Consider the following 14744-nt stretch of genomic DNA (forward strand, 5'->3'; position numbering starts at 1 on the left):
GTACGGACGCTTATTGCGTCTCTAGCCAGATGCTTAGCCGCGTGGCTCCAGCACAATGTTAGTGACCGGTTGCGACGAATCGGTGGCAAAATCCAGGCCCGAAGGCTCGACGCCAGCGGCCACCAACTGAGCGCCGAGAGCCGCGACCATGCCACCGTTATCCGTGCACAGCGAGAACGGCGGAACCACCAGCGTGATGCCAGCCGAAGCGCAACGCGCAGCCAGCAGCTCGCGCAGACGCGTATTCGCCGCAACTCCCCCACCCAAGAGCAAAGTCTTCAATCCATGCTCCTGCATAGCGCGCACAGCCTTGGACGTAATCACGTCCACCACCGCCTCCTGGAAAGATGCGGAAATATCCGCTACCGGGATCGGTTCCCCCGCCGCTTCGAAATGCTCTACGCAGCGAGCCACGGCGGTCTTCAGTCCAGAGAAGGAGAAGTTGTTCCGGTGCTTGCCCGGTGTTTCGGCGGAGCCGACGAACTTCGGCAGCGACAGCCCGCGCGGGAAGCGGAAGGCCTTCCTGTCTCCGTCCTTGGCTGCCTTGTCAATGGCTGGCCCACCCGGGTATCCCAGACCCAGCAATCGCGCGGTCTTGTCGTAGGCTTCGCCGGCCGCGTCATCGATGGTCGCACCGAGCAGCTGCACGTCGTTGGTCAACGAGGTGACCTTCAGAATTTCGGTGTGACCACCGGAGACCAGTAGCGCTCCGAAGGTCGGTGGAAGCACGGTGCCTTCAAGCACTCCGACCCCCACGTGCGCCACCAAGTGGTTGATGCCGTACAGCGGCTTGCCGGTAGCAAGCGCCAGCGCCTTCGCCGCAGCCACACCCACCATCAGCGCACCAGCTAGCCCAGGACCGCTGGTGACGGCAATCGCGTCGATTTCTTCAAGAGTTACGTCAGCTTCGGCGAGCGCCTGCTCCAAGGTGGGCACAAACGCTTCGAGATGCGCGCGTGCGGCGATCTCCGGGATCACTCCCCCGAAGCGCACGTGCTCATCCATAGAGCTAGATACGGTGTTGGCCAGCAATTGGGTGCCGCGCACGATCCCGATTCCTGTTTCATCGCAAGAGGATTCGATGCCCAGTACTAGTGGGTGCTGTGGGGTGCTCATTCGCTGGCCTCCGGAGTGTCTAGCGCGTGCAGTGGAAGGCGCATGATCAGCGCATCGATACCGCCCTTGTAGTAGCGCGGGCGGCGATGGATGGTCTCAAATCCCATGGACTCATAGAGTCCAATAGCTGAGGGGTTGTCAAAGCGCACCTCGAGCATCAGATCCAAAGCGCGGTTGGCCCGTGCCGTGGTGACCAGTTCCGTCAGCAGCGCCCGGCCCAAACCCTGGCCTTGGTATTCGGGAATGATCGCGATGGTTTGCACGTCCGCAATGGGCAGCACGGTGCACAGTCCGGCGTAGCCGATGATGTTTCCTGCGTCCTCATAGACCCAGTATTTCCGGGTCTCCAACTGGGCCAGCTCGGCTTCAAATCCAGCCAGCGGCCACGCATCCTCGGGGAACAACTGGGTTTCCAGGATGTGGACTGCAGGAATGTCTTCGGTGGTCATTGCACGAAGGGTGATGCTCATGCCTTGGCCTTCTTCATGAACGCCGGTACTTGGGCATCTGATTCACGCAGGTACTGCGGTGCGGTGTCGCTCAAGTCCACGCCCTTGGCGAGATCTTTGATCCCGCGCCGGCCCAGCGGACCTGCCTGTGCGATCCAGTCAAGCGACTCTTCCACGCCGTGCGCTCCGGCGTCGACAAGTTGTTCGGGATAGAGCGAGGCACCCACTCCGTATACAGGCAAGGCAGGCAGGGTCGCGGCCGTTCCCACGTGGGGCCCGTCCAATAATTCACCCGCGGCATCGTATTTTGCCCAGTACACTTCCTTGCGGCGTGCATCAGCGGCCACCAGAAATTCTGCCGGTACCTGCTCGGTATCCAGTACCCGTTCGGCGAGCGCATGCAAGGACAAGACCCCATGCACCGGAACCTTCCAGACAAAGCCGAAGGTCCGTGCGGCGACGAGTCCCACGCGTAGTCCGGTATAGGGTCCAGGACCCACCCCGACAATGATGCCAGCAAGTTCTGCGCCAACTTGGCCGTGCTCGGCGAGCAGATCGCGGACAAACACGGCGAGGGTTTCGGTCTGGTCGTTGCCGCGCTGTGAGGTGCGTTCGCCCAGCACCTCACCGGTTTCGGAGTCTAGCAAAGCCACCGAGGCGTGCGCCGAGGTGTCAATGGACAGATAGTTAGGCATGTGGTTCTCCCGAGTGCTGCAGCCCGATGGCCTGCAACAACGCGTTTTTCAGTTCGGTGAAATTCTCTTGTGCCCAGCGCGGGCCTATGGCCTTGAGCGTAAATAGACGAGGCTCATCTAGCTCTTCGTCTGATTCTTCCCACGGATTGCTCGCCGGAACAGCCCAGACCTCGCGGTCCAGCTGGATTTCCAGCCGTGAATCGCTCAGATGCTCAACCTTGCCAAGACCCCACTCCACCACGGTGACCGAGTCGGCCAGGGTGGATTCCAGATCAAGGGTGTCTACGTCGTTGTCCCCGTTGAGCCTGTAGGCATCCACATGGATCAGCCCCGGCCCATCGGCAAGCGACGGATGCTGACGGGCCAGCACGAACGTGGGCGAGATGATTCCCTCGCGGACGTTCAGCCCTACCCCGAGCGATTGGGTCAAGGTGGTCTTGCCGGCCCCAAGGGAGCCGGTGAGGATCACCAAGTCCCCTGCGGACAGGTGACTGCCCAGTGCTTCGCCGAGTGCTTCGGTCGCGGTGAGGTCTTCGAGTTGGCAGCTGAATTCCAAAACTTCCTTAGTCACCGGCTTGGCCCCAGGTTCCCTCAACGTAGTAGCGCGGTACGCGCGGTGAAATGCGCGTGATCACTTCGTAGTTGATGGTGTTGGCCGCGTGCGCCCAAGTAGTCGCGGATTCTCCCCCTTCACCGAAGATAATCGCTTCGGCACCAAGGAATTCTGCCGGATCAATATCCAGCCCCAGATCAATGACGCACTGGTCCATGGCAATCGTGCCACGCACCGGGTAAGTCTTGCCGTGGATGGTGACCGGCGCACCGGTAGCCACGCGTGGCAGTCCATCGGCGTATCCCATCGGGATCAGCGCCAAGTAGGTTTCTTTCGCAGTAAGGTAGCGCAGCCCGTAGGAGACGCCCTGCCCGTTATTGACCTTCTTCACGTTGGCGACCTTGGTGACCAGCTTCATTGCCGGACGCAAACCATAGGTGGCAGGTGTTTCACCTTCGAACGGGCTCAACCCGTAGAGGCCAAGACCCAAACGCACCATTTCATGGTGGGAGTCCGGGCGGGAGAGAATCGCCGGTGTATTGGCAACGTGGCGCATTTCCAGATTGAATCCGGCAGCCTCCACCATTTCGATGGCTTGATCGAAGACCTCAAGCTGCAGATCCGTTTCTGGGCGATCTGGTTCATCAGCTACCGCAAGGTGGGAGAACACCCCAACAACTCGCAGCAGGCCCTCTGACTGGAACTTCGCTGCACGTTCCAGCAAGGAGGGAAGGTCCGCCATGGTGGACCCGTTGCGTCCCAGCCCGGTATCAACCTTCAGGTGAATGCGAGCCGGAGTCTGCACCGCCTGCGCGGCGGCCGCAATCATCTCAAGATCCCAGCCGGAGACTCCGAGATCAATACCCTCGGCGATGGCCTTCTCGAACGGGGTGTCATTGGTATGGAGCCACGCCAGCATGGGCGCCTCGATGCCCGCATCCCGCAGGGCAAGGGCCTCGGCCACATGAGCGCAGCCAATCCAGCGCGCTCCGGCTTCCAGTGCCGCGATGGCAACAGGCAAAGCTCCGTGCCCGTATCCGTCGGCTTTGACCACTGCCATGACTTTTGCCGGGGCCACCAGATCGGCGACTTGCTTGACGTTGCTGCGAATCGCGGACAGATCGATTACTGCACGGCGTTCCCAACCAATGTAAGGAGCGGTGTCGCCTGCTTCCGGCGCGTTTATTTCCTCAAGAGATTCAGAGTTCACCTAACTATCTTCCCACTTTTCCGCAGCCATTGCCGCGTCGCACCCCGCAGGCCGAGCCAACGACGGTCCACAGGTTAAAGGTAAAAGGACCCCCACTCTCAAATCCTGCTTGAGAGTAGAGGTCCTTGTGCGTTTGTAGGGGCTGTTAGCGGAGAGTTTTCAGTTCGTCGCGGATCTGCTCCAGCAGGGCCAGCTGTGGGTCGATAGGATCTTCTTCGTCGACAATGCCGCGGCGGCGGGCCATTGCTTCGTTGGCCTTCGTCATTGGCAGTACCAGTGCGAAGTAGACCGCTGCTGCGATCAACAGGAAGTTGACCAGTGCGGTCAGGAAGACACCGAACTTGATGTCAACTCCATTGATAGTCAGTAGCAGGAAGCCATCGAATGATGGCGAACCGACCAAGGCTGCGATCAATGGCATCAGCACATTGTCTACCAAGGCGGTAATTACGGCACCGAATGCGGCACCGATCACAACGGCAACCGCCAAATCGACGACGTTGCCCTTCATTATAAAATCGCGGAATCCCTTAAGCATGTTTTGAGCATACACAGGAAAAACACAGCGACACAGGACATTTTGCGCGAAAACTTAAATTTTGTAAGAAGTTCGGTTCTCGTTAGGAAAAATGTCTAGATTTTACGTAGAAGCATGCGGTGCACCGAATGATCCGCGCTTTTACGCAGGACAAGCTGCGCGCGGCCACGCGTCGGCAGCACGTTTTCCTTCAAGTTCGGCTCGTTAATGCTCTTCCAGATGCCATGTGCAGTTTCGCGCGCCGCTTCATCGGTCAACTGCGAATAGCGGTGGAAGTAGCTCGCCGGGTCAGCGAAGGCGCCCGAGCGGAGGTTCATGAAACGGCGGATGTACCACTCTTCAATGTCCTTGGTCCGCGCGTCGACATAAACGGAGAAGTCAAAGAAATCGCTCAGCGCAAGTCCCACGGTTCCATCCGAACGGGTCCGCGCCGGCTGCAGAACGTTCAGTCCCTCAACGATCAACACCTGTGGTGAGCGAATCACATTACGCTCTTCGGGAATGATGTCGTAGGTCAGGTGCGAGTACACCGGTGCACTGACTTCTGGAACGCCGGACTTCACCGCAGAGACAAAGCGCAGCAGGGCGCGCCGGTCATAGGACTCGGGGAAACCTTTGCGGTCCATGATGCCGCGGCGTGCAAGCTCCGCGTTGGGATAGAGGAACCCGTCGGTGGTAATCAGCTGCACGTCTGGAGTTTCCGGCCAGCGGCGCAGCATATCGCGAAGCACGCGGGCGGTGGTGGATTTGCCCACCGCCACCGATCCGGCGACGCCGATGACAAAGGGCGTTCGCCTCGTTTGCTCACCGAGGAACGTTGTCGTTGCCCGGTGCGTTGCCCCCGCACCTTGGACATAGAGGTACAGCAAACGGCTCAATGGCAGATATACGTCACGAATCTCATCGAGGTCCAGGGCGTCGCCTAAACCGCGTAGTCGTTCAATATCCTCTTCGTTGAGGGGTTGTTCCATCTTGTTAGATAGGCGTGCCCAGGTGTCGCGCTCTAGCTCGACGAATGGGGTAATCGGTGTCTCTAACGTTCCTTGTGGTTCCACGGAGCTAAATTCTGCCAAGGATTACCCCTACAACCCAAACTTTGGCATCGGTTTCTTTGCAAATGACCATTAATTGGCATTCCTTGGTGACCTATGACACGCAACTTTTTGAGTGATGCGCCACGATATCTCCCATCATTGGGGAATCACCCGGTACGCTTTTTCCTATGTGCGGAATTGTTGGATATGCGGGAGCGCCAAGCTCAGTCACCGATCACGGTGCACTTGACGTTCTAATTGAAGGTTTACGTCGGTTGGAGTACCGCGGTTATGACTCGGCCGGTGTTGCCGTGGTCGCCGATGGTGCTATCCACTCACGCAAGAAGGCTGGCAAACTTGTCAACCTGGAAAATGTTATCGCCGAGGAACCGTTGCCTGGGTCCCACACCGGAATTGGCCACACTCGTTGGGCCACTCACGGCGGACCGAGTGACAGCAACGCCCACCCTCACCTAGCCGATGGCGGCAAGCTTGCAATGATCCACAACGGAATCATTGAGAACTTCGCCGGCATCAAGGCGCAGCTGGTCGCCGAAGGCGTCGAGCTGCTCTCGGACACCGATACCGAAGTTGCAGCCGCTCTGCTGGGCAAGCTCTACAGCACCGAAGCCAATGGGGATCTCACCCTGGCCATGCAGCTGGCCGTGAAGCACCTCGAAGGCGCTTTCACCCTGCTTGCAGTTCACCAGGACCACCCGGGCGTCGTCGTGGCAGCTCGCCGCAACTCCCCGCTCGTTTTGGGCTTGGGCGACGGCGAGAACTTCCTGGGTTCGGATGTCTCGGGCTTCATCGACTTCACCCGCCGTGCGGTGGAACTGGGCCAGGACCAGATCGTCACCATTACCCCAGATACTCACAGCATCACCGACTTCGACGGCAACCCTGCCGAAGGCAAAGAATTCTACGTTGACTGGGATGCAGCCAGCGCAGAAAAGGGTGGCTTCCCTTCCTTCATGGAGAAGGAAATCTTTGACCAGCCAGCCGCCGTGGCCGACACCCTCTTGGGCCGCTCGGACGCCGATGGCCGCCTGACCCTGGATGAGCTTCGCATCGATCCGGAAGAACTTTCCAAGATCTCCAAGATCGTCGTGCTCGCCTGCGGTACCAGCGCCTACGCCGGTTCCGTCGCCAAGTACGCCATCGAATCCTGGTGCCGTATTCCGGTTGAGGTGGAGCTCTCCCACGAGTTCCGCTACCGCGAGCCAATCGTTGACGAGAACACTCTGATCGTTTCGATCTCGCAGTCCGGTGAAACCATGGACACCCTGATGGCTGTGCGTTACGCCAAGGAACAGGGCGCGAAGACCATGTCGATCTGTAACACCAACGGGTCGACCATCCCACGCGAATCCGACGCGGTGCTCTACACCCACGCCGGTCCGGAGATCGCGGTGGCTTCCACCAAGGCATTCCTGGCTCAGATCACCGCAACCTACCTGCTGGGCCTGTACCTGGCACAGCTGCGCGGCAATCTCTTCCAGGGCCAGATCAAGGACATCCTGGCCGACCTGGGCAAGATCCCAGCGAAGATCCAGGACATCTTGGATCGCTCGGACGAGATCAAGGAGCTTGCTCGCTCGATGTCCGACGCCAGCTCGGTGTTGTTCCTAGGCCGTCACGTGGGTTACCCAGTGGCCATGGAAGGCGCACTGAAGCTCAAGGAGATCGCTTACATCCACGCCGAGGGCTTCGCCGCCGGCGAGCTGAAGCACGGTCCGATCGCGTTGATCGACGACGGCCAGCCGGTCTTCGTTGTTGTTCCTTCCCCACGCGGCCGCGATTCGCTGCACTCGAAGGTTGTCTCGAACATCCAGGAGGTCCGCGCCCGTGGCGCCAAGACCTTGGTGATCGCCGAAGACGGCGACAACGATGTGAAGGATTACTCCGAGTGGGTCTTCTACGTCCCGGAGACTCCAACGCTGCTGATGCCGTTGCTCTCCACCGTGCCGCTGCAGATCTTCGCTTGCGAACTTGCTTCGGCTAAGGGCTTCGACGTGGATCAGCCTCGAAACCTGGCCAAGTCGGTAACCGTGGAGTAATCCACGCTCTTCCATCGATTGCGGGCACCCTTTGCATACAAAGGGTGCCCGCAATTTTTTGTCTTCAATGCCACTGGATAGACTGGAACCCATGATTGCAGGTATCGGTGTCGACATTGTCGACGTGCCACGCTTTGGCCGACAGCTCGAACGCACCCCACGCCTGCGTGAACGTCTTTTCACTTCCATGGAACGTGATCTGCCGTTGCGTTCCCTGGCCGCACGATTCGCTGCGAAAGAGGCCATTGCCAAGGCCCTCGGCGCACCGGCGGGGATGAACTGGCAGGACTGCACCATCGCCAAAGACGAAGCCGGAGACCCACAGGTGCTCATTCGAGGATCCGTTGCCGCTGCCAGTGAACTACGTGGCATTACTTCCTGGCATCTGACCCTGTCACATGATGGCGATATGGCCGTGGCCATGGTCGTCGCGGAACGATAAAACGACACGTAGGTAGTTAAAACGGGCGTATCACCGCTTAGGTGAGTAAAGTTTGTCTTATGATCCCTGTCTACAGTGTTGCGCAAGTACGTGCGGTCGAGGCCCAAGAGATCTCCAAACGTGGAAGTGAATCGCTGATGCGCGCCGCCGCCAGTGAACTCGCAGCCGCCGCCGAGCGAATGCTGGCGCAAGCGCCAACGGCCACCGACGCTCTGGTGGTCGGTCTGATCGGCCCGGGCAACAACGGTGGAGACGGGCTTTACGCTTTAGCCGAACTTGCCCAGCGCGGCCACAAGACGCTCGCACTGCAGTGCACCGACGCTTGCCACGCCGCCGCCTTGAACGCCTATCGCTCGGCTTCCGGCACCGTGAAGCAGCTGGCCGACGGCCAGCCCGAATTAGCTTCGGCGGCATTGGTCATCGACGCGATCTACGGAATTGGCTACCGTCCCGGGGCACAACTGCCTAAGCTGCCTGCCGGCGCTCGCGTCTTGGCCTGCGACGTTCCGTCGGGGCTGAACAGCGAAACCGGCGTTGCCGATGACCGGGTGCTGCTTGCCGAGCGCACCGTGACCTTCGGGGCGCTGAAGAGCGGATTGATCTCCAGGGATGCACCTTTGGTGACAGGTGAGATTCAAGTAGCCAACTTGGACTTTGATTTTTCCGCGCTGAGCCCGGAAACTACTTTGGTCGACGAATCTTCGGCACGGGAGCTGCTGGACCAGCACCGCAGCTGGCGGGACGCCGGACGCCATAAGTACGAACGTGGAGTCCTCGGCCTCATCGCAGGCTCCGCCCTCTACCCCGGTGCAGCGCTGCTGACTGCACGAGCCGCGGTAGCCTGCGGCGCAGGATTGCTGCGCACCCACGTCCCCGATGAAGTGCAGCCATTGCTGTCCATCGCAGCCCCGGAAACCGTTCCGCTGGATGACCAGCAGATCTCCGAGGCGCTGTCCTTGGCTCGCCGCCACCTCCACGGGCGCGGCGCGAAGATTTCGGCTTGGGCCATTGGCCCGGGCATTGACAGCCGCACTCCCCCAACCGGAGTTATCGCCAACGTGTTCGACAGCCGCCAGCCGGCGGTCATCGATGCCAGCGGACTGGATGTGGTTCCTGCCGGGCCCAGCGAGCAGCCGCGTGTGCTGACTCCGCATGCCAAGGAACTTCGCATGCTGCTGCGCCGCGCCGGCGTGAGCGTCACCACCGAGGAAATTGCCCAGGATCCGATCCGCTGGACCCGTTGGGCCGCGCTTTCCTATAACGCGGTGGTGCTGCTGAAGGGACCGACCAGCTATGTGGTCGCCCCGGACGGCACCAACCTCGTGGTCTGCCATGCGGCGGCTCAGCTGGCGACTGCGGGCTCCGGAGACGTGCTCACGGGCATCCTCGGCTATTTGCTCTCCGACAGCTCGCTGACCGGTATCCAGGGCCTGGAGACCGTCAGCAATGTCCGCCTGATGGAGCTCACCGCCTGCGCTGCGGTCATCCATGGCCATCTGGGCCGAGTCAGCTCCGCAGAAGGCACCGTCAGCGCCTCGCGTCTGATTGAAAACCTGCCTGCGGTCATGAAGGAATTCGGCTTCTAAGAATCCGACTGAGTCGATGATAGCCTCCGGCAATCAACGCCTATTTTGCCTTTCTTCGGCTGTACAAGGGTGACTACCCAAAGCAGTCCTTCAAGAATTGTTCTTTCGAAATTTGGGCGACGCAGAATACCAACCTTTTCCGCTCTGAAGGCCAGCTCATTGAAGTCATCTGAGTTTGTGTGCACCTCAAGCTATGAAACAGCTTGTTGAAAGGACACACCTTGAGACAATCGCGATCGCAGAAAATTAGGGAATCTCGACTTTACGTACCGAATTAGCATGGGAGAAAAGTTGCTACTGGGTTTTAGCCGTCGGAAAATGAAAGATCCCTAAGGCGAGAATCCTTCACAAGAGGAAATTGCCGATCAGACCGTTTCAGAGTACGAAAGCTACTGGGGTAACATCGGCACCCAGCTCTTAGTAGGCTCCGGTTTTGCGGCCTTCGTTTACCTCATATTGAGATTCGTCGAATGGGGCAGCAACCTACCCGGCACCGTTGGCACAGACAACGTTCAGGCACTCTTGGTTCCTATACCGGCTGTCGTTACAGCAATAAATCGTATTCGAACATACGATCAGATTTGGTGTCCTTCATTCTGAAGCTGAGGCTTGTTTATCTAACAAGTTATTGCTTACAGCACTCACGTTCGACGCAAATGAGTAATACTCCGTTCGCCCATACACGCCGAACAAAGCAGTCGGATAGGCTGAGCGACAGGCAGGGAAGCCGCTCCTTGCGTCACAGTCATTACAAGCTGCGTAGGAGTGCCACCGCAATGATCACGGGGATTCGCCTCAATGGCAGAGGTTTGATCGATGAAACTAACCTCACATTCTTCACGAAGAACACTCAGCGTGTTTCGGTGGTCTTTGGCAGGAATGGGTCTGGAAAGACAACCGTCGGCGACGGATTCGCACGGTACTCAGCGGAGCAACAGGTCGAGGAGAGAGAAAACGCCGACGATGATCTGACTTCAACACTTTTGATTCATGGCACTCGCGAAGATAGTGTGCCACCTCAAGTGAAACTATCGACTCTAGTGTTCAACGAGCAATTCATCGAGAACAACGTCCGCATTAGTGATGACGGGATCCGTGCGCTTGTATTGTTTGGCAAGTCAGGCACTACGCAGGCTGATCTAGACCGAGCTATCCAGGCCGCGAAAAGTGCTCGGGAGACTCACATGGGTCAGGCTACTGTAGTCGACGACGCAGCGGAAGCATGTAAGACAGACACAGAACTGGCCTTTGACGCTCTGCGCAAAGGATGGGCGGATCGCGAACGAGTGATCAAAGGAAACAAGAGCAACTCTCGCGTAAATCAGCAAGTACTCGACACATTCCTCTCTATGCCTGTTCCCCAAAAAGACCTGGAGACACTCAGAACTGAACTCGATGAAGCCAAGGACCGCTTGGCGCGCAGCCGGGGAGGCGAGGAGATTCTCGAGCCGGTCTCGATGGACGATGTCGACGACTTGCTGACGAAGTTTAACACAGACATCTTTGAAAGGACCATTGAGGCTCCGACAGGAGAAGGTCTCGCAGGGCTCGTTGCAGCGGCCCTCGAAGCTCACAGTTCTCTAGTCGCGACAGCAAGCTCAATATTCGACACTCCAGAACTCAACCGCTGCCCGTTGTGCCTGCAGGCGGTCAGCGAGGAACACAAGAGTGAATTACTTGAGGCAATCAAGAATGCGGTAGACAGAACAGCGAGAGAGTTCACCGACGAACTTGACAGTTCGCTCCTGCCCCGCCTGGTCGTTCAGCTAGATAATCGACTCGTGGACCTTGACCCTACTAATGCTGAAGTGGTCAAACACCTAACGGACAATCTGAACACTCAAATCACCCGGTGGAATGATGCCGTGGCCGCGAAGAAAGCATCACTCTACGCGCCAATCACCGTTGATTTTGAATTAGCCGGCCAGCAGATCCACGATCTTCAGCAAGCCATAAAGACCATCGAGCAAACGAGGCTGGACTGGAATGATGGAATCAAAGGCATTAAACAACTTCTCAGCCAAACGCTCGTCCTAAACAACGATGTAAGTCGTCTTGAAATTGAAGCTCGGATAGACAACTACCGATCTGCCCTGGCTTCGTTGCGGAGTGCCGAGGCTACATTAGTTGAGCAATCTGAGGCCCTGGATAAACTTGACGCGCAAGTGAGAGACTTAAAGAGTGCTTTGAGAGATGAGGACGTTGCTGCGGATGACGTCAACCGCGGGTTAGCGACGGTCTTTGCCGATCCCAATCGATTGAGAATCGTCGTTGCGGATGAAGCGCAACGCGGAGGTCGATTTATGCTGCAAAGCAGAGGTCGCTACCTGAAACCACATCGCCTATCTGTGGGAGAACGGAACGTACTATCCCTTTGCTACTTCTTCACACTTCTCAGGCAGTGCATCAATGACGGCCTCGATCCAAACAAGTCGCTCATCGTCCTAGATGACCCCATTTCCAGTGTTGACATCGACTGCCGTATCGGAATACTCAGCTTTCTCGAGAGTCAACTGAAAGAGCTTCTCACCGATTCTTCATCCGCAAAGACCCTGTTTCTCACGCATGATGTCGGCATCTTCCAGGACCTAGGAAAGACTTCAAAGGCCGTTCTCGAATCCCTAGAGCCACCCAGCCAGGGCACATGGGAAACGGCCCCCTGGGTGCTCCGAAATGTTGGCTCGGACGAATCTGTCCGAGTAAGCCTAGTCAAGCACTCGGGAGGAGTCGATGAGCCGCTTCATGAGTACAAGACGCTTCTGGGGTTTGTTTTTCAATATGCAGTGGATGGCGCATCAACTCAAGAAAATGATGTCGCTTCCGTCGGCATTGGAAACGCGCTCCGGCGCGTGTATGAAGCCTTTGGAGTATTCATCTATGGACAAAAAAGCATCACTTCACTGAGGGTTGTTGAGGCATACGAGTCGCTCGGTAGAGGCCCACTCGGCCAGCCCATTCGTCACGCCCTTGTAACCGTCCTTCACGGTGGCAGCCACAGCAAGGATCGTATGATGATGCTAAGCGACTTCGGAATGGGAGCTTCAGTTGATCCCGCGGAAAGGGTTGTAGTTGTCCGAAGAGTTCTGGCATTGATGCACGCGGTTCAGCCGATTCATATGCGTCATTACCTGTCAGATGAAGCTACGACAATCCTTGAAGAATGGGAAGAGAGCTATCTGCTAGTTGCGGACTCACAGCAGATCACGTTGCATAAATAAGAGCGCGTCTCAGTGGGAGAGCTCTATCACTGTTCGGTGAAAGATACGCCCTAAAAGCGAATCAGCCCGGACCGCAAGAACCTTTTGGAAGAATCTACTCAGTGCAGCCTTGTTGCACATCCTGGCTCGCTCTAACATAGATACACTCAACGCATGATGATTCGGATGGGTATTCGATGCCCTGGCTGCGAACAGCCGGTAGCCATTCGCATGGCGACTGACTCCACTAGTGGAACCCGCTTCTACTTTCCTTGTCCGAACTGCCGACTGCCAATTCGTGGGTCTGCTGTCGGTCAAGATATCAGCGACTACGCGGTTTCCTTTGAAGCTGAACGTCTTTCAGACCATGACGTTTCGCTCGCTCCCAAAGTGGTGACAATTAATCCATACGTTCCCAACAATTTTTCTGCGGATAGCCATGACGCAGTCGGTGGATTCAGCATGATGGCCCTGAACAGACTCACTGGTGAGCGCGTTCTTGATTTTATGAAGGAACGGGACACCGCGCTTGGAATAATCAAGCAATTGTGGCCACAAGTGCGGCGACTGTATGAGTACTACCTCGATGAGCAATGGGATGCCTTCGAGTCGACCCTTGCTCGTGAGTTTTCAGAGTGGGATTTTCCGACCGGACACACGACGCATGAGCGAGCGAGCGCCGCACATTCAGCAATGCTAGCCGTGACCGTCAACGTTGTTCCGCCGAGTGCCGCAACGGCAGGTTTCCTTCGGTCTTACATCACGAAACATGTGATAGCCGCTGCAGATGGCAGGTACAGTTCGATGCTCAAAGAGGACGCGTCGATCGCCGAAATCAAGATACTTCAGCGCTCGCTTTTCGACGTCGTAGATCGTTTCCTACTTAGGCATGAAATGTGGCTCATGGGTGGTATCAAGCGCTATTTGAGCGCCACCGGTGCCGAAAATGTAGATCATATGACTCTCGCCCGAGATGAGTTCGGTGAGACCCGGGACCTCTACCAACAGGGATTCGAGGTCCTCGGCAAGGTCCTTAAATATCCGATCGCTGCGCGAAACACGATCGAACATGGACATCCAGAGAACTTCGGCGACCAGCATCCGTCGAATCTGCCTACCAAGGATCGTGTGGATTCCTTCGCGAAGTTCAACAAGCTTTCAAACGCCTACAAACTAAGGTACTTTCAACTTGATCCGGGGTGGGTCGACTTTGCCAAGACCATGAACAGCAAGACCCGTAATCTGATCGGCCACGGAGTGGTGCGCCATGATCTTAGGTCCGGGCGCATCGTAACTCCGTCTGACACAAACGGAGTTAATTACTTGGTCTTTTTGGGTAACCTCCACGACCTCTTCGACTCGTTGTCGGTCACGTTGCAAGTTCTCCAAGCAGTGCGCATTACGTCATCAACTGACTGGCCCGAAAGCAACAGAACAAAGAGTCGACAGTGCTAAGACGTTGCACGCAAATCGCGAAGGTAGGCGCACATCCTGGCGCTACTGTGACCTCGTGCAAGTTGGGGGACACGTTGTATCAGAACGGGTGCTTACCGTCTTCGAGCGAGAAAATCGCCGCATAGTCAGTTTACGGTTGCGTCGCGGTCTTATTCCACTCCGTTCGGATCGCAACAATCAGTTCTCAGTTCTTACCCAGGGTTTCCATAACCTCCATGAAGGCCTTGGTTCGCCCTCGACCTGTGCCTGTGAAACCACGGGTCACAAGCTCAGCGAAGGTCGTGTGGCCGACATATTTGGTGTTGCTGTAGGTGAACCCTGAATCCACCCTTCTTCCCCGTGTTAAGGGCATTCTCTTGGATCGCTCGGCGCAGCCAGTCTGCCGAGACATACATGCCTTTGAGTGACT

The 14744-nt window shown here is 57.3% G+C and carries 12 protein-coding genes; 5 read left to right on the top strand and 7 right to left on the bottom strand.

Going from position 1 to position 14744, the window contains the following annotated elements; translation table 11 throughout:
* Positions 1-33: 33 nt before the first annotated feature.
* From tsaD to coaA, 7 genes are all read right to left on the bottom strand, one after another.
* The gene (gene tsaD / locus LG294_RS12405; protein WP_404286160.1) at positions 34-1116 is read right to left on the bottom strand and encodes a tRNA (adenosine(37)-N6)-threonylcarbamoyltransferase complex transferase subunit TsaD; all 1083 of its coding nucleotides are present in this window, start codon (positions 1114-1116) and stop codon (positions 34-36) included.
* Positions 1113-1586, bottom strand: coding sequence for a ribosomal protein S18-alanine N-acetyltransferase (gene rimI / locus LG294_RS12410; RefSeq protein WP_404286162.1), 474 nt, complete (start codon positions 1584-1586; stop codon positions 1113-1115). Before rimI ends, tsaD begins: the two co-directional genes overlap by 4 nt.
* Positions 1583-2260 carry a tRNA (adenosine(37)-N6)-threonylcarbamoyltransferase complex dimerization subunit type 1 TsaB gene (gene tsaB / locus LG294_RS12415; RefSeq protein ID WP_404286164.1) on the bottom strand — a complete coding sequence of 226 codons (678 nt, stop codon included), beginning with the start codon at positions 2258-2260 and terminating at the stop codon, positions 1583-1585. The genes rimI and tsaB overlap by 4 nt, the downstream gene beginning before the upstream one ends.
* Positions 2253-2831, bottom strand: coding sequence for a tRNA (adenosine(37)-N6)-threonylcarbamoyltransferase complex ATPase subunit type 1 TsaE (gene tsaE, locus LG294_RS12420; protein ID WP_404286166.1), 579 nt, complete (start codon positions 2829-2831; stop codon positions 2253-2255). The genes tsaB and tsaE overlap by 8 nt, the downstream gene beginning before the upstream one ends.
* Entirely contained in the window at positions 2824-4023 is a 1200-nt protein-coding gene (gene alr, locus LG294_RS12425) for an alanine racemase (protein WP_404286168.1), read from the bottom strand. The genes tsaE and alr overlap by 8 nt, the downstream gene beginning before the upstream one ends.
* A gap of 145 nt (positions 4024-4168) precedes the next feature.
* Positions 4169-4534 (bottom strand): large conductance mechanosensitive channel protein MscL, encoded by a 366-nt coding sequence (mscL, locus tag LG294_RS12430; RefSeq protein WP_404286170.1) that lies wholly within the window; start codon positions 4532-4534, stop codon positions 4169-4171.
* A gap of 122 nt (positions 4535-4656) precedes the next feature.
* A complete protein-coding gene (coaA, locus tag LG294_RS12435; protein ID WP_404286172.1) occupies positions 4657-5634 on the bottom strand; it encodes a type I pantothenate kinase in 978 nt (325 codons plus the stop codon).
* 149 nt (positions 5635-5783) lie between these two features.
* Between coaA and glmS the strand changes: the two genes are divergently transcribed.
* From glmS to LG294_RS12460, 5 genes are all read left to right on the top strand, one after another.
* On the top strand, positions 5784-7655 hold the full coding sequence (glmS, locus tag LG294_RS12440) for a glutamine--fructose-6-phosphate transaminase (isomerizing) (protein ID WP_404286174.1): 1872 nt from the start codon (positions 5784-5786) through the stop codon (positions 7653-7655).
* A 91-nt stretch (positions 7656-7746) separates the two neighbouring features.
* On the top strand, positions 7747-8097 hold the full coding sequence (locus tag LG294_RS12445; protein ID WP_404286176.1) for a holo-ACP synthase: 351 nt from the start codon (positions 7747-7749) through the stop codon (positions 8095-8097).
* A 59-nt stretch (positions 8098-8156) separates the two neighbouring features.
* Positions 8157-9683 carry an NAD(P)H-hydrate dehydratase gene (locus tag LG294_RS12450; RefSeq protein WP_404286178.1) on the top strand — a complete coding sequence of 509 codons (1527 nt, stop codon included), beginning with the start codon at positions 8157-8159 and terminating at the stop codon, positions 9681-9683.
* 776 nt (positions 9684-10459) lie between these two features.
* Positions 10460-12901: an AAA family ATPase gene (locus LG294_RS12455; protein WP_404286180.1), complete on the top strand. Its 2442-nt coding sequence runs from the start codon at positions 10460-10462 to the stop codon at positions 12899-12901.
* Between the two features lie 153 nt (positions 12902-13054).
* Positions 13055-14335, top strand: a complete 1281-nt coding sequence (locus LG294_RS12460; protein ID WP_404286182.1) for a hypothetical protein — start codon at positions 13055-13057, stop codon at positions 14333-14335.
* Positions 14336-14744: the final 409 nt, after the last annotated feature.

Source organism: Glutamicibacter arilaitensis (assembly GCF_044793945.1).
Classification (GTDB): domain Bacteria; phylum Actinomycetota; class Actinomycetes; order Actinomycetales; family Micrococcaceae; genus Glutamicibacter; species Glutamicibacter arilaitensis_B.